The organism is Pseudonocardia benzenivorans CB1190, assembly GCF_000196675.2.
In the GTDB taxonomy this organism is placed as follows: domain Bacteria; phylum Actinomycetota; class Actinomycetes; order Mycobacteriales; family Pseudonocardiaceae; genus Pseudonocardia; species Pseudonocardia benzenivorans.
Window position 1 is genome coordinate 3,261,008 of sequence record NC_015312.1, and the last position, 25,443, is coordinate 3,286,450.

At 73.9% G+C, this 25,443-nt stretch carries 19 protein-coding genes and 2 pseudogenes; 15 read left to right on the forward strand and 6 right to left on the reverse strand.

Annotation, left to right across the window (positions count from 1 at the left end):
* Positions 1 to 38: 38 nt before the first annotated feature.
* A complete protein-coding gene (locus PSED_RS15410) occupies positions 39 to 752 on the reverse strand; it encodes an alpha/beta hydrolase (protein ID WP_233899408.1) in 714 nt (237 codons plus the stop codon).
* Positions 753 to 949: 197 nt separating this feature from the next.
* Between PSED_RS15410 and PSED_RS15415 the strand changes: the two genes are divergently transcribed.
* Entirely contained in the window at positions 950 to 1,327 is a 378-nt protein-coding gene (locus PSED_RS15415; RefSeq protein ID WP_013675182.1) for an OB-fold nucleic acid binding domain-containing protein, read from the forward strand.
* The gene (locus tag PSED_RS15420) at positions 1,324 to 2,280 is read left to right on the forward strand and encodes a DUF3159 domain-containing protein (RefSeq protein ID WP_013675183.1); all 957 of its coding nucleotides are present in this window, start codon (positions 1,324 to 1,326) and stop codon (positions 2,278 to 2,280) included. The genes PSED_RS15415 and PSED_RS15420 overlap by 4 nt, the downstream gene beginning before the upstream one ends.
* 30 nt (positions 2,281 to 2,310) lie before the next feature.
* On the opposite strand, the gene PSED_RS15425 is transcribed toward PSED_RS15420, so the two are convergent.
* A complete protein-coding gene (locus PSED_RS15425; RefSeq protein ID WP_013675184.1) occupies positions 2,311 to 2,967 on the reverse strand; it encodes a potassium channel family protein in 657 nt (218 codons plus the stop codon).
* A gap of 5 nt (positions 2,968 to 2,972) precedes the next feature.
* Positions 2,973 to 3,635: a potassium channel family protein gene (locus PSED_RS15430; protein ID WP_013675185.1), complete on the reverse strand. Its 663-nt coding sequence runs from the start codon at positions 3,633 to 3,635 to the stop codon at positions 2,973 to 2,975.
* A gap of 99 nt (positions 3,636 to 3,734) precedes the next feature.
* Between PSED_RS15430 and PSED_RS15435 the strand changes: the two genes are divergently transcribed.
* The 5 genes from PSED_RS15435 to PSED_RS15455 all read left to right on the forward strand — a co-directional run bounded on the left by PSED_RS15435 (position 3,735) and on the right by PSED_RS15455 (position 12,783).
* Positions 3,735 to 5,795, forward strand: coding sequence for an APC family permease (locus PSED_RS15435; RefSeq protein ID WP_013675186.1), 2,061 nt, complete (start codon positions 3,735 to 3,737; stop codon positions 5,793 to 5,795).
* Positions 5,792 to 6,988 carry a class I SAM-dependent RNA methyltransferase gene (locus tag PSED_RS15440; RefSeq protein ID WP_013675187.1) on the forward strand — a complete coding sequence of 399 codons (1,197 nt, stop codon included), beginning with the start codon at positions 5,792 to 5,794 and terminating at the stop codon, positions 6,986 to 6,988. Before PSED_RS15435 ends, PSED_RS15440 begins: the two co-directional genes overlap by 4 nt.
* A gap of 25 nt (positions 6,989 to 7,013) precedes the next feature.
* Positions 7,014 to 7,922, forward strand: coding sequence for an HTD2 family dehydratase (locus PSED_RS15445; RefSeq protein WP_013675188.1), 909 nt, complete (start codon positions 7,014 to 7,016; stop codon positions 7,920 to 7,922).
* Between the two features lie 91 nt (positions 7,923 to 8,013).
* Positions 8,014 to 10,509: a Tex family protein gene (locus PSED_RS15450; RefSeq protein WP_013675189.1), complete on the forward strand. Its 2,496-nt coding sequence runs from the start codon at positions 8,014 to 8,016 to the stop codon at positions 10,507 to 10,509.
* 294 nt (positions 10,510 to 10,803) lie between these two features.
* Positions 10,804 to 12,783 carry a DEAD/DEAH box helicase gene (locus tag PSED_RS15455; RefSeq protein ID WP_013675190.1) on the forward strand — a complete coding sequence of 660 codons (1,980 nt, stop codon included), beginning with the start codon at positions 10,804 to 10,806 and terminating at the stop codon, positions 12,781 to 12,783.
* Positions 12,784 to 12,860: 77 nt separating this feature from the next.
* Here the strand turns inward: PSED_RS15455 and PSED_RS15460 are convergent, their stop codons facing one another.
* A complete protein-coding gene (locus tag PSED_RS15460; RefSeq protein WP_013675191.1) occupies positions 12,861 to 13,367 on the reverse strand; it encodes a L,D-transpeptidase in 507 nt (168 codons plus the stop codon).
* A gap of 208 nt (positions 13,368 to 13,575) precedes the next feature.
* Between PSED_RS15460 and PSED_RS15465 the strand changes: the two genes are divergently transcribed.
* From PSED_RS15465 to PSED_RS15475, 3 genes are read left to right on the forward strand one after another with little or no spacing between them, the layout of a single operon-like run.
* Entirely contained in the window at positions 13,576 to 14,997 is a 1,422-nt protein-coding gene (locus PSED_RS15465; protein ID WP_013675192.1) for an MFS transporter, read from the forward strand.
* The gene (gene ilvD / locus PSED_RS15470; protein WP_013675193.1) at positions 14,994 to 16,700 is read left to right on the forward strand and encodes a dihydroxy-acid dehydratase; all 1,707 of its coding nucleotides are present in this window, start codon (positions 14,994 to 14,996) and stop codon (positions 16,698 to 16,700) included. The genes PSED_RS15465 and ilvD overlap by 4 nt, the downstream gene beginning before the upstream one ends.
* Positions 16,701 to 16,704: 4 nt before the next feature.
* Positions 16,705 to 17,397 carry a hypothetical protein gene (locus tag PSED_RS15475; protein ID WP_143770489.1) on the forward strand — a complete coding sequence of 231 codons (693 nt, stop codon included), beginning with the start codon at positions 16,705 to 16,707 and terminating at the stop codon, positions 17,395 to 17,397.
* A 65-nt stretch (positions 17,398 to 17,462) separates the two neighbouring features.
* On the opposite strand, the gene PSED_RS15480 is transcribed toward PSED_RS15475, so the two are convergent.
* Positions 17,463 to 19,832, reverse strand: coding sequence for a bifunctional lysylphosphatidylglycerol flippase/synthetase MprF (locus PSED_RS15480; protein WP_013675195.1), 2,370 nt, complete (start codon positions 19,830 to 19,832; stop codon positions 17,463 to 17,465).
* 372 nt (positions 19,833 to 20,204) lie between these two features.
* Complete coding sequence (locus tag PSED_RS15485; protein ID WP_013675196.1) at positions 20,205 to 20,663, reverse strand: Lrp/AsnC family transcriptional regulator; 459 nt, start codon at positions 20,661 to 20,663, stop codon at positions 20,205 to 20,207.
* Positions 20,664 to 20,821: 158 nt separating this feature from the next.
* Between PSED_RS15485 and pdhA the strand changes: the two genes are divergently transcribed.
* The 5 genes and pseudogenes from pdhA to PSED_RS15510 form a co-directional block, all read left to right on the forward strand.
* Positions 20,822 to 21,898: a pyruvate dehydrogenase (acetyl-transferring) E1 component subunit alpha gene (gene pdhA / locus PSED_RS15490; RefSeq protein WP_013675197.1), complete on the forward strand. Its 1,077-nt coding sequence runs from the start codon at positions 20,822 to 20,824 to the stop codon at positions 21,896 to 21,898.
* Positions 21,899 to 21,912: 14 nt separating this feature from the next.
* The gene (locus tag PSED_RS15495) at positions 21,913 to 22,899 is read left to right on the forward strand and encodes an alpha-ketoacid dehydrogenase subunit beta (RefSeq protein WP_041761320.1); all 987 of its coding nucleotides are present in this window, start codon (positions 21,913 to 21,915) and stop codon (positions 22,897 to 22,899) included.
* Positions 22,896 to 24,242: a dihydrolipoamide acetyltransferase family protein gene (locus PSED_RS15500; RefSeq protein ID WP_013675199.1), complete on the forward strand. Its 1,347-nt coding sequence runs from the start codon at positions 22,896 to 22,898 to the stop codon at positions 24,240 to 24,242. Before PSED_RS15495 ends, PSED_RS15500 begins: the two co-directional genes overlap by 4 nt.
* Positions 24,229 to 24,774, forward strand: a pseudogene (locus PSED_RS15505) (FAD-dependent oxidoreductase); the annotation flags it as partial. The gene PSED_RS15500 and the pseudogene PSED_RS15505, both read left to right, overlap by 14 nt.
* Before the next feature lie 175 nt (positions 24,775 to 24,949).
* Positions 24,950 to 25,313, forward strand: a pseudogene (locus PSED_RS15510) (3-oxoadipyl-CoA thiolase); the annotation flags it as partial.
* Positions 25,314 to 25,443 lie beyond the last annotated feature (130 nt).

The window sequence follows — 25,443 nt, forward strand, 5'->3', positions numbered from 1 at the left end:
GCCACCGCCTGGCGCGGCGGCGCGGGTCGCGGACGGTCCTACACGCGACCGCCGGCATGCAGCCAGCCGAGGACCGCGGCACGGCCGAGGGTCGCCGGATCGGCGCCGACCGCAGCGAGCCGCGCGGTGACGACGCCCGCACGCGGCAGCAGTTCCGCCCACCGGCGCGCGACCTCGACCGGGTGCAGCGGGTCGTCGAGAAGCGCGGCGATCCCCGCGGGGACCAGGATCCGGGTCAGTTCCGAGGGCGCCGGGCCGGGGGTGCGGGCGGCCTCGTCGAGCGCGCCGGCCAGGCCGGCGCCGTAGCCGGCCCACGCGCGCTCGAGCTCGGCCGTGAGCCAGGGGGGCGCGCCGCCGGCGCGGGCGTCGGCGACCGCGGCGGCCCGCCCGGCCGCGCGGACCCGGGCGGCGGTCGCAGCCGCGGTCACGGCAGCGGGGGCCGCGTCGGCCGATCCGGTCCAGGCCGGCAGCGCGAGCAGGACCCCGGCGAGCGGACGCGGGTCGTCGAGAGCGGCGGCCCACCGGATGGCGACGTGGGCCCCGAGGGAGACCCCGCCGACGAGCAGCGCGGTGCGCGCGGCGGTGGCGGCGCGCAGCGCGTCGTCGAGCGCCGAGAGATAGCCGGCGACGACCGCACCGGACGCCCGCGGCCGGGGTGCGACGAGCCGTATCCCCAGCGCGCCGAGCGGCTCGGCGAAGGACGACCGGACGAACTCCGCATCAGAGCCGGAACCAGGCAGAACGACCGCCACCGTGGCGGCCGGCGGCCCGCACGACACGCAGGGCGACATCACAGCTCACACATCCGACGGAGGCCATCCCGTTCGTCGCACGACCGGACGGTTCCGGGCACCTTTGGTGTTTCCTGCGCGTTACCATCTGCAGGGTAGCGGCCGGATCCCCGGAGAGTCCGTCGGCAACGGCCCGCGCCCTTGCGCCGAGGAGAGACATGGGCAGCACGGACGGTGGGGCTTTCCGCCGCATGCTCAAGAGGCTGACGAGCGACGTCGAGGTGCTCGACGCCGACGACCTGACCGAGGACTCCGAGCGTTCGGGAGCCCAGCGCGCGAGTGAGTGCGCCTGCGGTCAGGAGGTCACGATGCTCGGTAGGCTGCGGTCCGTGGAGTTCTGCCCCCAGGATGCCGACGCCTCCCTCGAGGCCGAACTGTTCGACGGCACCGAGGGCGTCACGCTCATCTGGATGGGGCGCCGGCGCATCCCCGGCATCGTGCCGGGCCGGACCATGCGGGTGCGGGGCCGGCTGTCGATCCGCGACGGCCGCAAGGTCCTCTACAACCCGTACTACGAGATCTGTCAGGGCACGTGACGGGTTCCCCCCGGCACGCGGGACGGGTGCCGGAGCGCCTCGACGCGCTCGGCCGGCCCGACGACGCACCGACCGACACGTTCCCGGTCGTCGGTGGCGGGCCGCGCCCGGACGACCGCCCGACCGACGTGATGCCCCGGGTGGACGGCCCCGCGCCCACCCGCGACGCGAGCGCCGACGCCGGCGGTGCCGCCACCGACCCCGACGCCCGCGCGGCGACAACCGGCCGGATCGACCCGGCCGTCCGGAACGACGCGACGGGCCGGACCGATGGCGTGGACGGCGACGACCCGGCCGACGGCGACGACCCGGCCGACGGCGACGACCCGGCCGACGGCGACGACCGCCCCACGCAGACGCTGCTCCAGCAGATGGGTGGGATCCCCGGCGTCGTCTACTCGACCGTCCCGGTCGCGGTGTTCATCGTCGTCAACATCCTGACCTCGCTGCGGCCCGCGATCTTCGCGGCGCTGGGTGTCGCCGTCGCCATCGCGATCGTGCGGGTCGTGCGCAAGGAGGCGCTGCAGCCGGCGATCTCCGGGCTGATCGGGGTCGCGGTGTGCGCGTTCATCGCGAACCGCTCCGGTGAGGCCCGCGACTTCTACCTGCCCGGGCTGCTGCTCTCGGCGGGACTGGGCCTGGCGTGCCTGGTCTCGATAGTCGTCCGGTGGCCGCTCGCGGGCGTGATCTGGCACGGCATCAACGGCGAGGGTCAGGCCTGGCGTGCCGACCGCCGCCTGTTGCGCGCCTACATGTTCGCCACCGGACTGTGGACGCTGGTGTTCGCGGCGCGGGTCGTCGTGCAGGGCTGGCTGTACAAGGTCGACGAGGCCGACTGGCTCGGCGTCGCGCGGCTGCTGATGGGCTATCCGCTGATGGGGGTGGCGCTGCTCGGGACGGTCCTCGCGGTGCGGCACGCCCGCTCCGGGCAGCCGACCGCGGAGAAGGCCTGACCGGGCCACGCCCTCGGGCGCGGCGCCTGCTCAGTGCCCCAGCGCTGCCCGGATCTCCTCCTCGACAGCGGTCGTCGCCACGAACAGCAGCTCGTCGCCCGGCTCGAGGCCCTCGTCCCCCTGCGGGACGATGACCCGGCCACCGCGCAGGATCGCGACGAGCGCCGAGTCGGGCGGCAGCCGCAGCGAACGAACGGGCTTGCCGGCCAGCGGCGTCGACGTCGGCAGCGTGACCTCGACGAGGTTGGCCTGGCCCTGACGGAACGTCAGCAACCGGACGAGGTCGCCGACCGCGACCGCTTCCTCGACCAGCGCGGCCAGCAGCCGCGGCGTCGAGACGGCGACGTCGACACCCCAGTTCTCCCCGAACAGCCACTCGTTGCGCGGGTCGTTCACCCGGGCGACGACGCGTCGCACCGCGAACTCCGTCTTGGCCAGCAACGAGACGACGAGGTTGACCTTGTCGTCGCCGGTGGCCGCGATGACGACGTCGCAGCGCTCCAGGCCGGCCTCCTCCAGTGAGGCGAGCTCGCAGGCGTCGGCGTGCACCCACTCGGCGGCCTCGACCGTCTCGGGCTGGACGTTGGCCAGGTCGCGCTCGATGAGCATGACCTGGTGGGAGTTCTCGACGAGCTCGAGGGCGATCGAGCGCCCGACCGCGCCGGCCCCGGCGATGGCGACCCGCATGGGGCTCATCCCTCCTGCGGCGGCGCCGCGGCGGCCGCCGTCACGTCACTGACCGTGCCCGACACCGCGGCCACGTAGACGGTGTCCTCGGCCTGGACGGCCGTGTCGGCCCGCGGGAGCACCCCGGTGCCGAACCGCACGATGAACGCGACGCGCGCGCCGGTGGCCTCCTCGAGCTCGCGGATCGGGTGGCCGATCCAGTCCTCGTGGACGGGCAGGGGCAGTACCGCGACGGTGCCCGACGGCTCGCGCCACGCGGACGCCACCCCGTCGGGCAGCAGCATGCGCAGCAGCCGGTCGGTGCTCCACGGCACCGTGGCGACCGTGGGGATGCCGAGCCGCTCGTAGACCGCGGCCCGCTTGGGGTCGTAGATGCGGGCGACGACCCGCTCGATGCCGAAGGTCTCCCGGGCCACCCGGGCGGCGATGATGTTGGAGTTGTCGCCGGAGGAGACTGCGGTGAAGGCGTCGGCCTTCTCGATCCCCGCCCCGGTGAGCACGTCGCGGTGATAGCCCTCGCCGACGACCTGCCGGCCGCGGAACTCCGGGCCGAGTCGCCGGAACGACTGCGGGTCGCGGTCGATCACCGCGACCTCGTGTCCCAACCGCTCGAGTCCGGCCGCGAGCGACGCCCCGACGCGGCCGCACCCCATGATCACCACGTACATCGCGGTGGTCCTCCTCGTCCGCCTGCCGCGGACCGCGTTCGCCGATGTCGGCGAGACGCTATCGCGTGCCGCCCACGAGCACCGCATAGGCTTCCGCTCGTGCCCAAGCTCGCCGTCGCGGTGAAGCGCATCGTGGTCGGCCGGCCGCAACGCAGCGACCGTCTCGCCCATAATCTGCTGCCGAAGCGGATCGCCCTCCCGGTCTTCGCCTCGGACGCGATGTCGTCGGTCGCCTACGCGCCCGAGGAGATCTTCCTGACGCTCTCGGTCGCCGGGGTGACGTCGTTCACCCTCGCCCCGTGGATCGGCGTCGCCGTCGCGATCGTGCTGCTCACGGTGGTGACGAGCTACCGGCAGAACGTGCACGCCTACCCGTCGGGCGGCGGCGACTACGAGGTCGCGACGGTCAACCTGGGCAGGCGCGCGGGGCTCACGGTCGCGAGCGCGCTGCTCGTCGACTACACGCTGACCGTCGCGGTGTCGATCTCGTCGGCCGCGGCGAACATCGGTGCCCTGATCCCGTTCGTCGCCGAGCACAAGGTGACGTTCGCCGTCGTCGCGATCGCGCTGCTCACCGCCGTGAACCTGCGCGGGATCCGGGAGTCCGGGGCGGCGTTCGCGGTCCCGGTCTACGCGTTCATGTTCGGCATCGGCGCGATGATCGTCTGGGGTCTCGTCCGGATCCTGCTGCTCGGCGACCACGTGCAGGCCGCCAGCGCGAACCTGCACCTGCTGGCCGAGGGCGACGCGTTCACCGGCCTCGCGCTCGTGCTGCTGATCCTGCGCTCGTTCACCCAGGGCGCCGCGGCGCTGACCGGCGTCGAGGCCATCAGCAACGGGGTGCCGGCGTTCCGCAAGCCGAAGTCGCGCAACGCCGCGTCGACGCTGCTGATGCTCGGCCTGCTGTCGGTGACGATGTTCCTCGGGCTGATCGCGCTCGCCGAGTTGACCGGCACGAAGATGGCGGCGGACCCGGCCCACCAGTTCCCCGACGCGCCACCCGGCTACGTCCAGCAGACGATGGTGGCCCAGCTCGCCGACGCCGTCTTCCACGACTTCCGGCCCGGGTTCTTCTTCGTCGTCGTGACCACGGCGCTGATCCTCGTGCTCGCGGCCAACACCGCCTTCAACGGCTTCCCGGTGCTGGGCTCGATCCTGTCGCAGGACCGGTTCCTGCCCCGGCAGCTGCACACCCGCGGCGACCGCCTCGCCTTCTCCAACGGCATCCTGGTCCTGGCGGGGTTCGCGATCCTGCTGGTCGTGGGCTTCCAGGCGGAGGTCACCCGACTGATCCCGCTCTACACGGTCGGTGTCTTCGTCTCGTTCACGCTGAGCCAGTTCGGCATGGTGCGGCACTGGAACCGCAAGCTCGCCACCGAGACCGACGCGGCGGCCAGACGCCGGATGCGCCGGTCGCAGGCCATCAACGGCTTCGGCGCGGGCATGACGGGCGTCGTCCTCGTCACCGTCCTCATCACGAAGTTCACGCTCGGGGCGTGGATCGCCATCGCGGCGATGGTGGGCTTCTTCGTGTTGATGCTGGCCATCCAGAAGCACTACACGCGGGTCACGGCCGAGCTCGTGGCCGGCGAGGCCGACGCGGTGCTGCCGTCGCGCAACCACGCGATCGTGCTGGTCTCGACGCTGCACAAGCCGACGCTGCGCGCGGTCGCCTACGCCCGCGCCACCCGGCCGGACGTGCTCGAGGCCGTGACCGTAAACGTCGACGACGCCGACACGAAGCGGCTGATGGACGACTGGAGCCGGCGCAAGCTCCCGGTCCCGCTCAAGGTCGTCGAGTCGCCGTACCGGGAGATCACCAAGCCGGTGCTCGACTACGTCAAGCGCATCCGCGGCGACAACCCCCGCGACGTCGTGACGGTGTTCATCCCGGAGTACGTCGTGGGGCACTGGTGGGAGCAGATCCTGCACAACCAGAGCGCGCTGCGGCTCAAGGGCAGGCTGCTGTTCCAGCCCGGGGTGATGGTGACCAGCGTCCCGTGGCAGCTGGAGTCGTCGGAGCGGGCCGCGGCACGGGGCCCGCAGCTCGCCGCGGGCGCGACGCGCCGCGGCTACCCGTCCATGGAGCAGCTGCCCGGTGAGCAGTCCGGGGCCACCACCGAGAAGCGCCCGGGCAGCCCGTCGGGGAAGGCCCGATGAGCGGGCGGGCGGCGCCCCGCGTCGGCGCCGGCGACCGGAGTGGCACCACGGACTGGACCGACCGCGTGCTCGACCTCGAGATCGGGGCGGTCGCGCACGGTGGGCACTGCGTCGCCCGTCACGACGGTCGCGTCGTGTTCGTCCGGCACGCGCTGCCGGGGGAGCGGGTGCTCGCGGTCGTCACCGAGGACGGCGGGGGCTCGTTCTGCCGGGCCGACGCCATCTCGGTGCGGACGGCGCACACGGGCCGGGTCGCGCCGCCGTGCACATGGGCCCGCGCGGGCGGCTGCGGCGGCTGCGACTTCCAGCACGCGACCCCCGAGCTGCAGCGCGAGCTCAAGACCGTGGTCGTGCGCGAGCAGCTCGCGCGGCTCGCGGGGATCGACAGCGACGTCACCGTCGAGGAGCTGCCGGGTGGCCCGCTGGGCTGGCGCACCCGGGTGCGGCTCGCCGTCGACGGCGAGGGCCGGGCCGGGCTGCGCGCGCACCGCAGCCACGAGGTGCTGCCCGTCGCCGACTGCCCCATCGCCCCCGAGGGCGTCCTGCCGCCGGTCCTCGCGCGCCGGCATCGCCCGGGCGAGGAGTTCGAGATCACCGTCGACGCCGACGGCACCGTGCACGACGAGCGCGACGGCGCGCCCGTCGTCCAGCGGGTCGCGGGGCGGGAGTGGCGGCTGCGGCCCGGCGCGTTCTGGCAGGTGCACCCGGCGCTGGCACCGACGTTGGCCGCGGTCGTCGGGCAATGGGCCGCGGCGCCGGCCGGTGCGACGGCGTGGGACCTCTACGGGGGAGCGGGCCTGTTCGCCGCGGTGCTCGCCGAGCAGGTCGGGCGCGACGGTGCGGTGACGGTCGTCGAGTCGGCGGCGGGCGCGGTCGCCGACGGCGAGGCGGCGCTGGCCGACCTCCCGCAGGTCGCGTGGGAGGTCGGGCGCGTCGAACGGGTGCTGCCCGCGCTCGCCGACCCGGACGTCGTCGTGGCCGACCCGCCGCGCTCCGGGCTGGGCCGCGCGCTGGTGGAGGCGATCTGCGCGCGGGGGCCCCGCCGCGTCGTCCACGTGGCCTGCGACCCGGCTGCACTGGGTCGCGACGTCGGCCTCTTCGCCGCACTTGGCTACCGGCTCACCGCGCTGCGCGCCTTCGACGCCTTCCCGATGACGCACCACATGGAGTGCGTGGCCCTGCTCGAGCCCTGAGCCGGCCGGCTGCTAGAACCGGCACATGGCAGCGAACGAACTGGCCGAGCACGTCGCCGACTGGGCACCCGGGCCCGTCGAGGAGACCGATCGGATAGGCGCCTGGGCCGCGCGCGCGTTCGCCGACGTCCTCGACCAGCCCTCACCCGTGGAGCCGGCCGGGGTGGGCGGCACCGGGCCCGTCGACGGGGCGGCGCTGCCTCCGCTGTGGCACCGCTTCCACTTCCTGGAGCGGGCCGCCCAGCACGAGCTCGGGGAGGACGGGCACGTCCGGGAGTCGCACTTCCTGCCGCCGATCCCGGACCGGCGCCGGATGTTCGCGGGCGGTCGCGTCGAGTGGCACTCGCCCGTCCGCGTCGGCGACGAGGTGGTGCGGCGGAGCGAGATCGCGTCGCTGACGCCCAAGAGCGGGCGCAGCGGCGAGATGCTGTTCGTGACGTTGCGCCACGAGTTCCGCCGCGACGGCGAGCTGCTGCTCGCCGAGGAGGAGGACCTCGTCTACCGCACGCAGAAGCCGGGGGAGGAGCGCCGTGTCGCCGTCGCGGCGGCGGCCGAGCCCGGCCCGCACACCGCCGACGGCCCGTGGACGGCCCGGCTCGAGCCCGACGAGGTCCTGCTCTTCCGGTTCAGTGCGCTGACCTACAACGCCCACCGCATCCACCACGACTTCCCCTACGTCACCCAGGTCGAGGGCTTCCCGGGGCTCGTGGTGCACGGACCGCTGCTCGCGTTGCTGCTGCTGGAGCTGCCACGCCGGCACGCGCCCGACCGGACCGTGCGCAGCTTCGAGTACCGGCTGCGTGCACCCGCGTTCGCCGGGACGACGGTGCTCGCCGCCGGCGGCCTGGTCGACGGCGACCCCGACCGTGCCGACCTCGCGGCCGGCACCGCCGACGGCCCGCCCTCGATCACGGGCACGGTCCGCTTCCGGTGAGCGGACCGCGGCCCTCGGTAGCGGATTCCCGGTCCGCACCGTCGGGCGACCCGGCGGTGACCCGTGGTGCCCCGTTCGCGACGATGGTCACGTGACGGACAAGGCAGCTTCGGTACAGCAGCGGATCGCCGACGAGCTCGGCGTGCGCCCGCACCAGGTCACCGCCGCGGTGGACCTCCTCGACGGCGGCGCGACCGTGCCGTTCATCGCCCGCTACCGCAAGGAAGCCACGGGAGCGCTCGACGACGCCCAGCTGCGCACCCTCGAGGAGCGGCTGCGCTACCTGCGGGAGCTCGAGGAGCGCCGCGAGGCCGTCCTCGAGTCGATCCGCGGCCAGGGCAAGCTCGACGAGGCCCTCGAGGCGCGCATCCTCGCCGCCGACTCGAAGGCCCGGCTCGAGGACATCTACCTGCCCTACAAGCCCAAGCGCCGCACCAAGGCGATGATCGCCCGCGAGCAGGGCCTGGAACCGCTCGCCGACGCGCTGCTGGCCGACCCGGCGCTCGACCCGACCGCCACGGCGGAGCCCTACGTCACCGGCGAGGTCGCCGACGCCGCGGCCGCCCTGGAGGGTGCCCGCTCGATCCTGGTCGAGCGCTTCGCCGAGGACGCCGACCTGATCGGCGGGCTGCGGGAGCGCATGTGGAACCAGGGCCGGCTGGTGTCGAAGGTGCGCGAGGGCAAGGAGCACGACCAGGCCGCCGCGAAGTTCGCCGACTACTTCGACTTCTCCGAGGCGTTCACCAGCCTGCCCAGCCACCGCATCCTCGCGGTCTTCCGCGGCGAGAAGGAGGAGGCGCTCGACGTCGCGCTGGAACCCGCGGCCGAGCCCGCCGAGCCGGGCGTGCCGACGGAGTACGAGCGGCTCATCGCCGCCAACTTCGGCATCGCCGACGAGGGCCGCCCGGCCGATCGCTGGCTCTCCGACGTCGTGCGCTGGGCCTGGCGCACCCGCATCCTGCTGCACCTGGGCATCGACATCCGGGTCCGGCTGCGCACCGCCGCGGAGGAGGCCGCCATCGGCGTGTTCGCGATGAACCTGCGCGACCTGCTGCTCGCGGCACCCGCGGGCACGCGCGCGACGATGGGCCTCGACCCGGGGCTGCGCACCGGGGTCAAGGTCGCGGTCGTCGACGCGACGGGCAAGGTCGTCGCCACCGACACGATCTACCCGCACGCGCCGCGCAACGACCGCAAGGGCTCGCTCGCGACGCTGACCCGGCTCGCGGCGGCGCACGAGGTCGATCTCATCGCCATCGGCAACGGCACCGCGTCCCGCGAGACCGACGCGCTCGCCGCCGAGCTCATCGCCGCCAACCCCGGCCTCAAGCTGACGAAGGTCATGGTCAGCGAGGCCGGGGCGTCGGTGTACTCGGCGTCGGCCTACGCGTCGGCCGAGCTGCCCGACCTCGACGTGTCGCTGCGCGGCGCGGTGTCGATCGCGCGCCGGCTGCAGGACCCGCTCGCCGAGCTCGTCAAGATCGACCCGAAGTCCATCGGCGTCGGTCAGTACCAGCACGACCTGCCGGAGTCGTCGCTGTCGCGCTCGCTCGACGCCGTCGTCGAGGACTGCGTGAACGCCGTCGGCGTCGACCTCAACTCGGCGTCGCCACCGCTGCTGCGCCGGGTCTCGGGGATCAGCGAGTCGCTGGCGGCGGCGATCGTCGCGCACCGCGACGCCAACGGCCCGTTCCGCACCCGCACCGCCCTGTCCGACGTGCCGCGCCTGGGCCCGAAGGCCTTCGAGCAGTGCGCGGGCTTCCTGCGCATCCGCGGCGGCGACGAGCCGCTCGACGTCTCCGGCGTGCACCCCGAGTCCTACCCCGTGGTCCGGCGCATGGTCGAGGCGGCGAAGACGCCGATCGGCGAGCTGATCGGCAACACCCGGGTCCTGAAGACGTTGCAGCCCAAGCGGTTCGTCGATGACACCGTCGGCCTGCCGACGGTCACGGACATCCTCGCCGAGCTGGAGAAGCCGGGCCGTGACCCGCGCCCGGCGTTCCGCACCGCGACGTTCGCCGAGGGCGTCCACACGATCGGCGACCTGCGGCCCGGGATGCTGCTGGAGGGCGTGGTCACCAACGTCGCGGCGTTCGGCGCGTTCGTCGACGTGGGCGTGCACCAGGACGGCCTCGTGCACGTCTCGGCGATGTCGACGAGCTTCGTGTCCGACCCGCGCGAGGTCGTGAAGTCCGGCGACGTCGTGCGGGTCAAGGTGCTCGACGTCGACGAGCCGCGCAAGCGCATCTCGCTCACGCTGCGTCTCGACGACGAGCCCGGCGCGGGCCGCACCGGCGGTCGGCGCACGGGCGACGGCGGCCGGAGCGACGGCGGTGAGCGGGGTGGCCGCGGCGGTGACCGGAGCCAGGGGGACCGGAGCCAGGGGGACCGGCGCCAGGGCGACCGGCGCGGCGGGGACGTGCGCAAGGGTGACCAGCGCGGTGCCCGCGGCGGCGACCGGCGCGGCGGCGAGCGCGGCGGCAACGACCAGCGAGCTGGTCGTTCCGGCGGGCAGGCGCGGCCGCGCCCGGAACCGGCCAACAACGCGATGGCCGAGGCGCTGCGCCGCGCCGGTTTCGGCAAGTAGGCCCGGCCCGTCCGGCGCCGGCGACGGGTGCCGGCGCCGGACGGGGGAACAGCCCGGCGGTCCGGGGCGTTGATCCCTGACGGAACCACGTGACCGGCGAGACCCGGCCCCGGCGTGATCGTCGGGAATGCGGCATGGGACACTGGTGCGTCGGTCCGCCGCTCATGGCGGTCCGAGAGCCCCAGATGGTCCACGTATGCACGCCGCAGGGCCCCGCGGGCTTCCGTGAGTGATCTCCGTGAGTGCCCGCGTCCAGAGTGGGACGCGCTCACCCTGCCGCGACAGAGGACGTGTGTGACTACCCTGCTCGACCTGCCCGAGAACGACCACCCCGAGACCCCTGAGTTCGACGACGCCGCGCTCGCGGCCGAGATCGACTCGGTCGAGGACGTCGCCCCGACCGACGCCTCCCACGACAGCGACTCCGACGAGTCCATCGGCGACTCCGTCGAGTCCACCGGCGACGTCGACGAGTTCGCTGACGACTCCGCCGAGGACTCGAACGACGAGTCCGACGACTCCGACGACTCCGACGACACGGACGACCCCGACGAGGGCGGCGTGCGCTTCGCCGACCTCGGGCTGGCTCCCGAGCTGCAGCGCGCGCTCGACGAGCTCGGCTACGAGCGGCCCAGCCCGATCCAGGCCGAGGCCATCCCGTCACTGATCGACGGCCGTGACCTCATCGGCCAGGCCGCCACCGGCACCGGCAAGACGGCGGCCTTCGCGCTGCCGATGCTGCAGCGCCTGGCGCAGGAGCGCCGCGGCAGCCGCGGCACCGCCCCGCTCGGCCTGGTGCTGGCCCCGACCCGCGAGCTCGCGATGCAGGTCACCGAGGCGATCGCCCGCTACGGCAAGGGGCTGCGTGCCCGGGTGCTGGCCGTCTACGGCGGCGCTCCCATCGGCCCGCAGCTCGGTGCGCTCAAGCGTGGCGTCGACGTCGTCGTCGCCACCCCGGGCCGCGCGATCGACCTGATCAACCGCGGTGCCCTGAGCCTCGACGAGCTCGAGGTCGTCGTGCTCGACGAGGCCGACGAGATGCTCGACATGGGCTTCGTCGAGGACATCGAGACGATCCTGCAGGCCACCCCCGACACCCGGCAGGCCGTGCTGTTCTCGGCCACCATGCCGCGGCGCATCGAGGTGCTCGCCCGCACCTACCTGACCGACCCGGTGCTGGTGCGCATCCAGCGCGAGGAGGTCCCGGAGGGCGAGGCCCCCCGGGTCCGCCAGACCGCCTACATGGTGCCGCGCAGCCACACGACGGCGGCGCTGGGCCGCATCCTCGAGCTGGAGCGGCCGACCGCGGCGATCGTGTTCTGCCGCACCCGTGCCGACGTCGATGCCGTCACCGAGGCGCTGACCGGCCGTGGGCTGCGTGCCGAGGCGCTGCACGGCGGCATGGACCAGGAGCACCGCACCCGCGTCGTCGACAGGCTGCGCAACGGGCGGACCGACCTGCTCGTCGCCACCGACGTCGCCGCCCGCGGCCTCGACATCGACCAGCTGACCCACGTCGTCAACCACGACGTGCCCAAGTCGCCCGAGTCCTACGTGCACCGCATCGGCCGGGTCGGCCGGGCGGGCCGCGAGGGCGTGGCGATCACCCTGGTCGCGCCCGCGTCGGTGCGGCACCTGCGCAACATCGAGCGGCTCACCGGCACGCCGGTGCCCGTCGCCCCCGTGCCGACGGTGGCCGACCTCGCCGGTGCGCGCGTCGAGCGGACCAAGGTCGCGCTGCGGGAGCGGCTGCTGACCGACCGGCAGTCGGCCGGCCGCGGCGCCGACGACGGCGTCGCCGCGATGATCGCCTCGCTCGCCGAGGAGTTCGACGCCGTCGAGGTCGCGGCCGCCGCCGTGCGGATCGCCCGCGACGTCTCCGGTGCCCCCGAGGACGAGATCGACATCCCGGTGGTGTCGGCGCCGCGCGAAGGCCGTCGCGAGCGCGACGGCCGGGGCGGCCCGGCCGGACGGCGCGAGTTCGGGGGCAGCCGCGGCCAGGGCCCGCGTCCGCCGAAGGCGGGTACCACCCGGCTGTTCGTCTCCGCCGGTCGTGCCGCGGGTGTGCGCCCGCAGGACATCGTCGGCGCGCTGGCCAACGAGTCCCGGCTCTCCGGTCGCGACATCGGCGCCATCCAGATCCACGAGCGGCACGCGCTCGTGGAGGTGCCCGAGCACGCCGCCGACGAGGTGCTGCGCGCGCTGCGCGGCGTCACCACGCTCAAGGGCCGCCGCGCCAACGTGCGCCGCGACCGGGCGACGGCCCGCCCGTAGCGGTACGGCACGCCCCACGAACGGCGACGGCCGGTCCCCGGGTACGGGGGCCGGCCGTCGTCGTGTCCGCGGCGTGGTCAGTGGACCTGGACCTCGTCGCCGACCTGCAGATAGTTGTAGAAGGTGACGGCGTTGTCGTGCGCGAGGTGCACGCACCCCGCCGACGGGTTCTGCGGGTTGCCCTGGTGGAACGCGATGCCCCCGGGGGCGAAGAACACCGCGTAGGGCATCGGCGCGTTGTTGAACTCCGCGCTCTTGTGGTCCTTGTCCTTCCACTGCACCTGGAAGGTGCCGGTGGGGGTCTCCTCGCCCTGGCCGCCGTGGCTGATGCCGACGGGCCCGACGGTGACGGCGCCGTCGTCGATCAGCCACGCCTTGTTCGCGGCGAGGTCCACGCACGCCTTCGCCGTCACCGTGCACGGTGTCCCGGCGACGAGCGCGCTGCCGTCCCCGCCACCGGTGTGATCGGCGGCCAGCGCGGTGCCCGTGAGCACCCCCGCCGCGACGACGCCGACCCCGATCAGCGCACCGACGCGTGCGACACCCCGGAACCGGGGTGTGCGTCGTGTGCTGTGCTCGCCCATGAGTGTCCTTCCGAATGGTCGTCCGCAGCAGCCAACGAGCAGCAGATCGGGAGGTGACGGGCGGTGCCGGGGGTGTCCCGAACCCGTCGCGAGTCCGGGACGGGGGGTTCGCCCGGCGCGTCCCGAGTTGTCGGCGCGACGTCCGCGGGGTAGAAGCGCAAGGCGTCGTCGGGGGGCGGCGCGGTGCCGACCGCGAGGAGAGACGCCCGTGTCCGCAGCCGAGCCCGAGCCGGGGGCCGTCACCACCCCGACCGAGGGCGCGATCCGCAAGGCGATGTGGCGGCTGCTGCCGCTGCTGGGCCTGTGCTACCTGCTCAACTACGTCGACCGGGTCAACGTCGGGTTCGCGTCGGTGACGATGCGCCCCGACCTGGGCCTCTCGGCGACCGCCTACGGCCTCGGGGCCGGGCTGTTCTTCATCGGGTACTTCTTCTTCGAGGTGCCGAGCAACGTCATCCTGCACCGCGTCGGCGCCCGGCTCTGGATCGCCCGCATCATGATCAGCTGGGGGATCATCGCGTCGGCGACGGCGTTCGTGCAGGGCCCGACCAGCTTCTACGTCGTGCGGTTCCTGCTGGGCTTCGCCGAGGCGGGGTTCTTCCCCGGCATCATCCTGTACCTGACGTACTGGTTCCCGAGGGTGCAGCGGGCCCGTGTCGTCGCGCTGTTCTTCCTGGCGGTGCCGCTGTCGTCGGTGGTCGGCGGGCCGCTGTCGGGGCTGCTCATCGACCACGGCGAGGGCGTCCTCGGGTTCGACGCCGGCTGGCGGTTCATGTTCTTCCTCGAGGGCCTGCCCGCGTTCCTGCTGGGCATCGTGGTGCTGTTCGTGCTGCCCGACCGGCCGCGCAAGGCCCGCTGGCTGCGCCGCGAGGAGGCGGCGGCGCTGGAGGACACGATCGCCCGTGAGGACGCCGCGGAGGTGCCGCACGCGCCCGGGCTGCGCGCGGCGCTGGCCGACCGGCGGGTGATCGCGCTGTCGGTCGTCTACTTCGGTGTCGTGTTCGGGCTCTACGTGCTCGCGTTCTTCCTGCCCCAGGTCGTCGACGAGCTCTCGACGTCGCTGTCGGCCACCGTCATCGGGCTGGTGACGGCCATCCCGTACGCGGTCGCGGCGGTGGTCATGGTCGTCGTGGCCCGCAGCTCGGACCGCACGGGGGAGCGGGTGCTGCACGTCGCCGTGCCGGTGCTGCTCGGCGCCGCCGCCGTCGCCGTCGCCCTCTACCTCGACTCGCCCGCGCTCGTGATCGCCGCCGTGACGGTGTGCGCGTGCGGGGTGTTCGCCGCGATCCCCGTGATCTGGCAGCTGCCGCCGACGTTCCTCACCGGTGTCGGCGCGGCCGCGGGCATCGCGCTGATCAACTCGTTCGGCAACCTCAGCGGGTTCGTCGGGCCGTACCTGACCGGCTGGCTGGAGGACCTCACCGGGTCGCTGCGTGCGGGGATGTGGTGCGTCGCGGGGTTCATGACGTTGTCGGCGGTGATCGTGCTGCTACTGGGCCGCTCGGTGCGGGAGGCCGGGCGGCCCGCGGCTGCCGGGGCGGGCGGCGGCGGGGATAGGTTGGTCGCGCCCGACCACCCCGGCACGCGACCCCCCCGCCACGTGACCCGCACCGACTGGAGCGCCGAATGACCGAGCTCGCGGACCGGTCCGCCCCTGCGACCGCCGACCTCAAACCGCGCAGCCGCGACGTCACCGACGGCATCGAACGCACGGCCGCCCGCGGGATGCTGCGCGCCGTCGGCATGCGCGACGAGGACTTCGCCAAGCCCCAGATCGGCATCGCGTCGAGCTGGAACGAGATCACCCCGTGCAACCTGTCGCTGCAGCGCCTCGCCCGGGCCGCCAAGGAGGGCGTGCACGCCGCGGGTGGCTTCCCGATGGAGTTCGGCACGATCTCGGTGTCCGACGGCATCTCGATGGGCCATGTCGGCATGCACTACTCGCTGGTCAGCCGGGAGATCATCGCCGACTCGGTGGAGACGGTCGTCCAGGCCGAGCGCCTCGACGGCACGGTCCTGCTCGCCGGCTGCGACAAGTCGCTGCCCGGCATGCTGATGGCCGCCGCGCGGCTCGACCTCGCATCGGTCTTCGTGTACGCCGGCTCGATCCTGCCCGGGCACGTCGACGGCCGCGAGGTCAACATCTCCGACGCGTTCGAGGCCGTCGGCGCCTGCATCAAGGGGCTCATCACCCGCGACGAGCTCACCGAGATCGAGCGCAACATCTGCCCCGGCGAGGGCGCGTGCGGCGGCATGTACACCGCCAACACCATGGCCAGCGCCGCGGAGGCGCTCGGCATGGCGCTGCCGGGGTCGGCCAGCCCGCCCGCCGTCGACCGGCGTCGCGACGGCTCGGCCCGCGCCTCCGGGGAGGCCGTGATCGGCATGCTCGCCCAGGGCATCACCGCCCGCGACATCCTCACCCGCGAGGCCTTCGAGAACGCGATCGCCGTCGTGATGGCGTTCGGCGGCTCCACCAACGCGGTGCTGCACCTGCTCGCCATCGCCCACGAGGCGCAGGTCGAGCTCACCCTCGACGACTTCAACCGCATCGGCGACCGCGTCCCGCACCTGGCCGACGTCAAGCCGTTCGGGCGCTACGTCATGTCGTCGGTCGACCAGGTCGGTGGCGTGCCCGTCGTGATGCGTGCGCTGCTCGACGCGGGACTGCTCCACGGCGACGCCCTCACCGTCACCGGCAGGACCGTCGCGGAGAACCTCGCCGAGATCGACCCGCCCGATCTCGACGGCACGATCGTGCACGCCCTGTCCGACCCGATCCACCCCACCGGTGGGCTGACCATCCTGCGCGGCTCGCTCGCACCCGACGGCGCCGTGGTCAAGAGCGCCGGGTTCGACTCGGCGACCTTCACCGGCACGGCCCGCGTGTTCGACGGCGAGCAGGGCGCGCTCGACGCCGTCGCCGACGGCACCGTGACCGCGGGCGACGTCGTGGTCATCCGGTACGAGGGCCCGCGCGGCGGCCCGGGCATGCGCGAGATGCTGGCCGTCACCGGGATGATCAAGGGCGCCGGTCTGGGCAAGGACGTCCTGCTGATCACCGACGGTCGCTTCTCCGGCGCCACGACCGGCCTCTGCGTCGGGCACATCGCCCCCGAGGCGACCGACGGCGGCCCGATCGCGCTGGTCCGCGACGGCGACCCGATCACCCTCGACATGGCCGCCCGCACCCTCGACATCGGGGTCGACGACGCCGAGCTGCGCAGGCGGCGTGCGGAGTGGACGCCGCCGGAGCCCCCGCGTCGCACCGGCGTGCTGGCCAAGTACGCGAAGCTCGTCGGTTCCGCGGCCGGCGGCGCGGTCTGCGGCTGACGGGATGGCGCGCAAACGGCCTCCCGGACAGCGGCGGGCGGACAAGGTCGCGGCGCGGCGGCGGCGTGGCGGCGGGGTGTCGCGGCCCGCCGGTGGGCTGCGGCCGATCCTCACCCTGCCCGGCCTCGACGGCTACGGCCCCGACGACCTGCCCGACGTCGAACGCACCGACGGCGTCCCGGAGCTGCGGCTCGCCCTGGCGCAGGCCCGCGCCGAGCAGGAGCTGGGCTACCGCATCCCGCCCGTCGCGGACCCGGCGGCCCACCCGCAGGAGCAGCTCGTCGAGTGGACGGCGGCGGTGAACCGGCACCACACGGCGATCCTCGCCGCGGACCTCGACGAGCACGCCTGCGTCGTCGACCTCGTCGACCACCGGCTGGAGGCGGCGATCGCGGCCACCGTCGCGACGCGGTCGGCCGAGCCCGCCCGCGAGGAGGTCGCGATCCTGGTCGCGGTCGACGGCGGCCGCACCGGACGTGCGGTCGGGCTGGCGGCCGAGGTGCTGCGGGAGCGCTCGGCCGAGGGAGGTCCGGCCGCCGGCCCGACCGCCTCCGACCGGGCGCTCGCCTGGGTCGCGGCGCAACTGGGCGCCGACGCCGCCGCGCAGGCCCGGGCCGCAGTCACCGTCCCCACGGCCCACGCCGACGCACAGACGGTGACGGCGCTGATCTGGCTGGCCGCCGGCGCCGCCGGCTGACGGCCGAGCCGCGGCCCGGAGCGCTCCGGACGGGCGGGCGCGGCCGGGCCCAGGGCCACGCCACGTCAGGCGCGCGTCAGCTTCACCAGCTCGGTGACGGGCGTGTCCGGCAGGTAGGCCCGGGTGATCGCGACACCGATCCGGGCGAGGTCCGCCTCGTCGCGGTACACGAGGTGCATGGGCTCGTAGCGGGGCTGGAACTTCGCCTTGAACGCGTGCAGCGAGCGGAACCCGTAGAGCGGCTCCAGCACGTCGCCGATCTGGTCGAGCACCCGGGCCAGCCCGTGCACCGGCCCGTCGCCCTCCGACCGGGCGAGCGGCGCGCCCGACAGCGAGGCGATCTCGACGCCCTCGTCGCGGAACGTCGCGCAGCTCTGCGCGATCAGGAACTCGACGACCGGGCGGAACCCGTCGGGCCTGCGCAGCATCAGGTCGAGCGTGCGGCCGTGAATCCGGCCCCCGGGGCCGTACACCGGCAGCCACGACGTCACCCCGTGCAGCGTGCCGTGCGCGTCCTGCGCGATCCCGACCCGCACGTCCCGGTCGAGCGCCTCGTCGACCCCGCCGAGCGTGAAGCCCATCTCGGGCAGGCTCTTGTCGCCGACCCATTCCTCGCTCATCCCGCGGATGCGCTCGACGAGCGACCAGGGCTCGTCGGCGAGGGTCACCATGCGGAACTCGATCCCCTCCTTCTTCGCCCGGTTGATCGCCGACCGGACGTTCTGCCACGGCTTGCCCGTGAAGGCGAGGCCGGGCAGGTCGATGAGGGTGTCCTCGGCGACCTGGACGTACTTCCAACCGATCGTCTCGGCGGCGGCGGCCGTGGCGTCGCCGACGGAGAACATGCAGGGGACCAGCCCGGCGCGGTCGGCCATCCGGGAGAACGCGGCGACGGCGTCGATGTGCGAGCCCGCGGGGCCGATGGGGTCGCCGAGGCCGATCGCGACGCCCGCGTGCGCCTGGTAGGCGATCACGATGCCCGGGTCGGGTTCCGCGGCGTCCGGGGAGTCCGCGGCGTCCGGGGAGTCCGAGGCAGGGTCCGGTGCGGCCGCGTCCGCGGTGTCGGGAGCGGCGTCGGACGGGGTGCCGGAAGCGCTGTCCGCGGGGGCGTCCGAGGCGGCATCGGGGCGGGGGTCCGCGGCCGCGACGACCTCGGGCGCGGCGGAGGGCTCGGGCGCGGCGGAGGGCTCGGCCGCCTCGGGGCCGGCGTCGGTGTCCTCGACCGGGCCCGTGCCGAACCAGCGGTTGGCCGGCCACGTCGCCATCCACGAGATCGTGCCGCCGCCGTAGCGGTGCAGGGCGGCGATGGCGTCGGCGCGGTCGGCGGCGAACTCCCGCCGCTTGCGGATGCGCCGTCGGGACGGGGTGCGGAACGCGTGCCGGCCGACGATCAGCACGACCAGCAGGATCAGCCACAGGAGCCGGTCGGCGATGAACAGCGGCCCGCCGACGATCTCCCACGGCTCGCCGAGCACGACCGCGACGATCACGACGACCGCCACGACCAGCCCCAGCACGACGTTGAGGATCCCGATGCCGACCCCCCACCGCCAGGCCGTCCGCTTGCCCTTGCGCAGGCCGTTGACGAGGAGCAACGCCAGGACCAGCGTGATGAGGACGTCGACCCAGTCGCTCTCGGTGTCGCCCGTGGGGCCGAGCGGCCCGTCCGACGGGATGAGCCACGACAGGACCGTGCCGAGCAGGATGACCAGGACGCCCGCCACCGCGAGCAGCCGCCACTCGCGGCGGCTGGGCCGGCCGGTGCGGGGGGTGCCCAGGTCGCGGGTGACGACGTGCCCCGCCAGCAGACCCGCGCCACCGGCGACGAAGTGCTCCAGGTCCGCGAGGTTCCCGCCGTAGATCAACGCGACGAGCAGGTAGATGCCGATGCCCAGGCGCAGCCGCAGCCGCCACGGCGAGCGCAGCGTCGACGCGGTGACGCCGAGCGCGGCGAACGCGCCCGCGGAGAACCCGGCGTCGAGCTCGCCCCCCAGCATCTGCGCCCACGGCCAGCCGGTCGGCCGCGTGACCAGCAGGATCAGGGCTGCGCCCGCGATCCCCACGATGTGTCCGACGATCGTCACCGCCGCCGCGCGGCCCGTCCCGATCCGCCACTCCGCCCAGCCCACGAAGAGCACGAACGAGAGCACCATCGGGACGTAGAAGACGGGACCGACGGCGAAGAACGGGCCGGTCAGCAGCGTCCAGACGTGTCCGTCGAGCAGGCTCGGGAGCCCGTATCCGACCTGGGGGTACCAGGAACGGTCCTCCACCGCCGACCACAGCGTGCCGGTCGCGAGGCCCACCACGATCATGAGCACCGCGCACGTGGCGGTGAACGGCACCCGCCGCAGGACGCCGAGCACGCCCGGCGCGGTCGTCGCCGGCGACGGGCCGCCCGTCGTGTCCGGCTCCTGCACCGCGGCCTCGGACATTCCCGCCCCCTCGTCGTACACCGGCGACGTCGCCGGACCCGGTCGGGCGACGTCAGGGCACTCGTGCCGGGCCGATCTCTCCGCCAGGCAGCGTGCCGCGTGTGCGGCGTGGCGGCAAGGTCCCCGGGCGGGACTCGCCACCACCCGGGCGACCGTTACGCCCGATCCGGTCCTCACGCGTTCGCGATGGTCCGGGTCCGGGTCCGGGTCCGGGTCCGGGTCCGGGTCCGGGGCGCGGGCCGCCCCTCCGCGCGCAACCTCACTGCTCGGATTCGTGCTCGGCACGACCGTGAGGTTGCGCTCGGGGGCACCTGCAGGTGCCGGGGTCGGGGTCGGGGCCGAGGACCGGGAGGAACGCGCAACGAGGCCTGATCAGCTGCCGGGTGGCGCGGGCACGTTCTCGGCATCCTCGAAGATCAAGAAGGTGCGGGTGGCGAGCACTCCGGGGATGGCCTGGAGTTGCTCGAGCACCACGCGGCGCAGAGCATCGTTCCCCGCGGCCCGCACGAGCAGCATGACGTCGAATTCTCCGCCCAGCAGGGCCATGTGTCGGACCTCCGGGATGGCCCGCAAGCGCTCCTGCAGGTCCCGCCAGTTGTTCTGACGAACCGTCATCGTGACGTATGCCGAGGTCGTGAGACCGATCTTGACCGGGTCCACGCGAGCGCCGAAGCCGGTGATCACGCCATCGGCCATCAGTCGTTCGAGCCGGGCGTAGGCGTTCGCCCGCGAGATCATCACGCGCTCGGCGAGCGCTCGTCCGGACAGGCGGGCGTCCGCCTCCAGCGCGGCCACTATTCGACGGTCGATGGCGTCCAGGGGGGCGTCCACTCGTCTCGTCCCTCCCGGCGCAGGTCGAGGTCTGCGAGCCGTCCGCGCGGGCAAGCGGGTCCAGCACGGCCAAAAGTCTCATGATTCTGCTCGACAATAGCCGGATGGTTGGTCGAGAGACCAGAGTGTCACCAGACGTCTTGCCGTAGGAGGTGCAGATGAGTGCCGACGAGCTGGCGCAGGCCATCACCGTGGCCCGCGCGCTGGAGGAGACCGGTCGTCTCGTGCCAGGGACTGCCGCACCCGACGCGGACGCCCTGGTCGAGGGCTATCGACGGCTCGTGTCGGCCCGCCGGCTCAACGAACAGGCGGGTGCCCTCGTGCGGCAGGGCCGGCTGGCGGTCTACCCGTCCTCGCGCGGGCAGGAGGCGTGCCAGGTCGCGTGCGCATCGGTGCTCGCGGACGACGACTGGCTGTTTCCGACGTACCGCGACACCGCCGCGATCGCCGCACGAGGCGTGGACCCGGTGGAGGTGTTGAGCATGCTTCGCGGGGACTGGCACTGCGGCTACGACCCGACGGTGCACAAGGTGGCCCCGCAGGCGACGCCGCTGGCAACCCAGCTGCTCCACGCCGTCGGGGTCGGGCACGCCGCCCGGCTCAAGGGCGAGGACACCGTGGTCATGGCGCTGTGCGGCGACGGTGCCACCAGCGAGGGCGACTTCCACGAGGCACTGAACTTCGCCGCCGTGTTCGCCGCGCCGGTGGTGTTCTTCGTGCAGAACAACAAGTACGCGATCTCGGTTCCGCTGGCCCGCCAATCGGTCGCGCCATCCCTGGCGGCCAAGGCGATCGGCTACGGGATGCCCGGGGTTCGGGTGGACGGCAACGACCTCGTCGTGCTCGAACAGGTGCTGGCCGAGGCGGTGGGCCGGGCGCGCGCGGGTCAGGGACCGACCCTGGTGGAGGCGGACACCTACCGCATGGAGTCCCACACCAACGCCGACGACGCGACCCGGTACCGCACCGACGACGAGGTCGCGGAGTGGGTCGGCCGCGACCCGGTGGTGCGGGTGAAGACCTACCTGACCGCGGTGGGCGCGCTCGACGAGGCGCGCGAACAGAGGATCACGGCCGCGGCCGAGGAGATGGCCGCCTCCGTCCGGGCCGGGCTGGGCACGGAGGCACCCGTCGATCCGGAGGAGCTCTTCGCCCACGTCTACGGCACGCCCACCCCGCAGCTGGTCGAGCAGCGTGCCGCGTTGCGCATCGAGCTCGACGGCGAGGAGGCCTGACACCCGTGTCGAAGATGACCATGGCCCAGGCCATCAACACCGCGTTGCGTGACGCCATGACCGCCGACGACTCGGTGGTCGTGTTCGGAGAGGACGTCGGCGCCCTGGGCGGGGTGTTCCGCGTGACCGACGGGCTGCACCGGGACTTCGGCGAGAGCCGGTGCTTCGACACGCCGCTGGCCGAGTCCGGAATCGTCGGTGTGGCCGTCGGGATGGCCATGAACGGGATGCGTCCGGTCGTGGAGATGCAGTTCGACGCGTTCGCCTACCCCGCCTTCGAGCAGATCACCAGCCACGTCGCCAAGCTGGGCAACCGCACCCGGGGCCGGCTGCGGGTCCCGGTGGTCATCCGCATTCCCTACGCCGGGGGCATCGGCGGTGTCGAGCACCACTGCGACTCCTCGGAGGCCTACTACGCGCACACCCCGGGTCTGACCGTCGTCGCGCCGGCCACGAACGCGGACGCCTACGGCCTTCTCCGGGCAGCGATCGAGCATCCGGACCCGGTGATCTTCCTGGAGCCGAAGAAGCACTACTTCGCCAAGGAGGACGTCGACCTCGCGTCCCCCGTGCTGCCGATCGGCCGGGCGGTCGTGCGGCGGCCCGGGCGGGACGCGACGCTGATCGCCTACGGCCCGTCCGTGCCGGTGGCGCTGGGCGCCGCGGCGCAGGCCGCGACCGAGGGGCGCGACCTGGGTGTGGTGGACCTGCGCACGATCGTGCCGTTCGACGACGACACCGTCTGCGCCGAGGTCCGCCGCACCGGCCGGGCCGTCGTGATCGCCGAGGCGCCGGGCTTCGCGTCCGTGGCCTCGGAGATCGCCGCCCGGCTCGGAGAGCGCTGCTTCCACCACCTCGAGGCCCCGGTGCGCCGGGTGACCGGCTTCGACGTGCCCTACCCGGCTCCCAAGCTCGAACACCACTTCCTGCCCGGGGTCGACCGCATCCTCGACGCAGTCGACACCCTGCAGTGGCCGGACAGCCGGGAGGTCACGGCGTGAGTACGCAGATCTTCACCCTTCCCGACCTGGGGGAGGGGCTCACCGAGGCCGAGCTGGTCCGGTGGCTGGTCGAGGTCGGCGACACGGTCGCGGTCGACGCACCCGTGGCCGAGGTCGAGACAGCGAAGGCGACGGTCGAAGTGCCCTCGCCGTTCGGGGGCGTGATCGCAGAGCTGCACGGTGAGGAGGGCGCCACGCTGAGCGTCGGCGCGCCGCTGATCTCCGTCACCACCGAGAGCGTGTCGAGGGCCGCGCAGACCTATGTGGAAGAGGAGCGAGCCGGGTCGGGCAACGTCCTGATCGGGTACGGCACGTCCGAGGCCGCCCCGTCGCGGCGTCGGCGCACGGGCTCGGCAACGCCCGCCACCGCCACCGCCACCGCCACCGCCACCGCCACCAACGGACCCGGGCGCCGCCCCGCGGGCGAGCGACCCCCGGTGATCTCGCCGATCGTGCGCCAACTCGCCCGTCGTGCGGGCGTGGACCTCACCACGCTGGCCGGGACGGGCCCGAACGGGCTGATCACCCGCCGGGACGTCGAGTCCGCCGTTGCGGCGCAAACGACCGTCACGGCGAGTGAGTCCCGCGCCGCGCAGCCGCAGCAGTCACCGAGGGCCGAGGACGGCGTGGACCGCCGGACCGGGCTGCCGATCCGCACCCGGGTGCCGCTCACGGGCCTACGCAAGGCCGTCACCGAGACGCTGTCGCGCAGCCGTTCGGAGATCCCCGAGGCCACCACCTGGGTGGACGTGGATGCGACGGCGCTGCTGGATCTGCGCGCACAGCTCGAGCTCAACGCGACCGGCCGGGCGCCAGGCGTCCTGGCGATGGTCGCGCGGTTCGTGGTGGCCGGTCTGGCCCGGCACCCCGAGCTCAACGCGCGGGTGGACACCGAGCGCGGCGAGGTCGTCCACCTCGACGGCGTCAACCTCGGCCTGGCCGCCCAGACCGACCGTGGCCTCGTGGTTCCGGCCGTCTCCGATGCGCACCGCCTGACCATGCGCGGTCTCGACGCCGAGATCCGCAGGCTGACCACGGCGGCCCGCGAGGGGACCGCGACCGCGGCCGAGCTGACCTCCGGCTCGTTCACCCTGAACAACTACGGCGTGCTCGGGGTCGACGGCAGCGCTGCGATCATCAACCATCCCGAGGTCGCCATCCTCGGCCTGGGCCGCATCATCGCACGGCCCTGGGTGGTCGACGACGCGATCGTCGTCCGGCAGATCGTCCAGCTGTCGCTGGTGTTCGACCACCGGGTGTGCGACGGCGGCACGGCGGGCGGGTTCCTGCGCTTCGTCGCCGACGCCATCGAGTCCCCGACCTCGGCACTTGCCGACCTGTGATCTCGGGCAGACCGTGGACCTGGTCGTGCTCGGCGGCGGCTCGGGCGGACATGCCTGCGCGCTGCGTGCCGCCGAGCCGGCCCCGTCGGTCGTCCTGGTGGAGAAGGACGCTCTCGGCGGTACCTGCACGTCGGGCCGCTGTCGGTCGAGGTCGAGGGCGTCTGCTGCATCGGTCGACACGTCGTCCTGGCCACCGGCTCGTAGCCGAAGAGCCTCCCGGACTGCAGATCGGTGGCCGGATTCGCACGTCCGACCAGGCATCGGCCCACGACGAGGTCGTGCGCCGTGTCGTCGTGCCCGGCGGTGGTGTCATCGGTGTCGAGTTCGCCGTCACCGTCTCGCTGGATTCCGGCGAGGAGATCGAGGGCGATCTACCGCTCGTCGCCGTCGGGCGTGGGCCGAACACCAGCGGCGCCGACCACGAGGCCTTGGGCCCGGCCATGGACGGCGCGGCTTCGTCTCGGGGGACTCCCGACCGCACACCAACCTCGACGGGGTCCGCGCCGTCGGCGACGTCGTCCCCGGCCCCCAGCCACGCACCCCGTGGGCCGAGCCGGGCGAGGTCGCCGACACCTCCCTGGACCCGGCGGTTCACCCACCCCCGGTTCACGGCCCTGGACCGCGCGGCACCCGAGGAGCACACCGAGACCAAAGAGCTTGACGACGCTCTCGATGGGCGAGACCGCCGAGGAGGCGCCGTGGCGGGCGAGCGGGCGGTCGAGAAGCACGGCCTGCGGCCGATCGTGCGCATCGTGACCGGTGCCGGCGCCGGCGTCGCCCCGCACGTCATGGGCCTCGGGCCGGTGCCGGCCGCGCGGAAGGCGCTCCGGCCGGCTGGCAGGTGGACGACCTCGACGCTGTCGAGCTCAACGAGGCCTTCGCCGCGCAGAGCCTGGCCTGCGTGCGGCGTCTGGGCCTGGACCCCGAGACCGTGAACGCGGACGGCGGGGCGATCGCCTCGGCCACCCGCTGGGGTGCTCCGGCGCTCGCATCACCGTCACGTTGGCCAACCGGCTCCGTCGGGAGGGCGGCCGCCGCGGCCTGGCGGCACTGTGCGTCGGCGTCGGCCAGGCGCCGCCCTGCTGTTGGCAGCCGTCTGACCGGCCCTCCGTCACCCCGGCGACCGCAACCGCCCCGCTGCTGCGCAGCGACGTGAGCCACTCGGGCGGCTTCGCGGCCGGCGCCTCTGTGGCGCGGCGGG

Excerpts from the sequence above, each read along its gene's own strand:
- PSED_RS15480 (WP_013675195.1), bottom strand. The coding sequence starts at position 19,832 with ATGTCCGAGGCCGCGGTGCAGGAGCCGGACACGACGGGCGGCCCGTCG.
- PSED_RS15415 (WP_013675182.1), top strand. The coding sequence starts at position 950 with ATGGGCAGCACGGACGGTGGGGCTTTCCGCCGCATGCTCAAGAGGCTG.
- PSED_RS15425 (WP_013675184.1), bottom strand. The coding sequence starts at position 2,967 with ATGCGGGTCGCCATCGCCGGGGCCGGCGCGGTCGGGCGCTCGATCGCC.
- PSED_RS15445 (WP_013675188.1), top strand. The coding sequence starts at position 7,014 with ATGGCAGCGAACGAACTGGCCGAGCACGTCGCCGACTGGGCACCCGGG.
- PSED_RS15440 (WP_013675187.1), top strand. The coding sequence starts at position 5,792 with ATGAGCGGGCGGGCGGCGCCCCGCGTCGGCGCCGGCGACCGGAGTGGC.
- PSED_RS15495 (WP_041761320.1), top strand. The coding sequence starts at position 21,913 with ATGACCATGGCCCAGGCCATCAACACCGCGTTGCGTGACGCCATGACC.
- PSED_RS15460 (WP_013675191.1), bottom strand. The coding sequence starts at position 13,367 with ATGGGCGAGCACAGCACACGACGCACACCCCGGTTCCGGGGTGTCGCA.
- pdhA (WP_013675197.1), top strand. The coding sequence starts at position 20,822 with ATGAGTGCCGACGAGCTGGCGCAGGCCATCACCGTGGCCCGCGCGCTG.
- PSED_RS15475 (WP_143770489.1), top strand. The coding sequence starts at position 16,705 with ATGGCGCGCAAACGGCCTCCCGGACAGCGGCGGGCGGACAAGGTCGCG.
- PSED_RS15430 (WP_013675185.1), bottom strand. The coding sequence starts at position 3,635 with ATGTACGTGGTGATCATGGGGTGCGGCCGCGTCGGGGCGTCGCTCGCG.
- ilvD (WP_013675193.1), top strand. The coding sequence starts at position 14,994 with ATGACCGAGCTCGCGGACCGGTCCGCCCCTGCGACCGCCGACCTCAAA.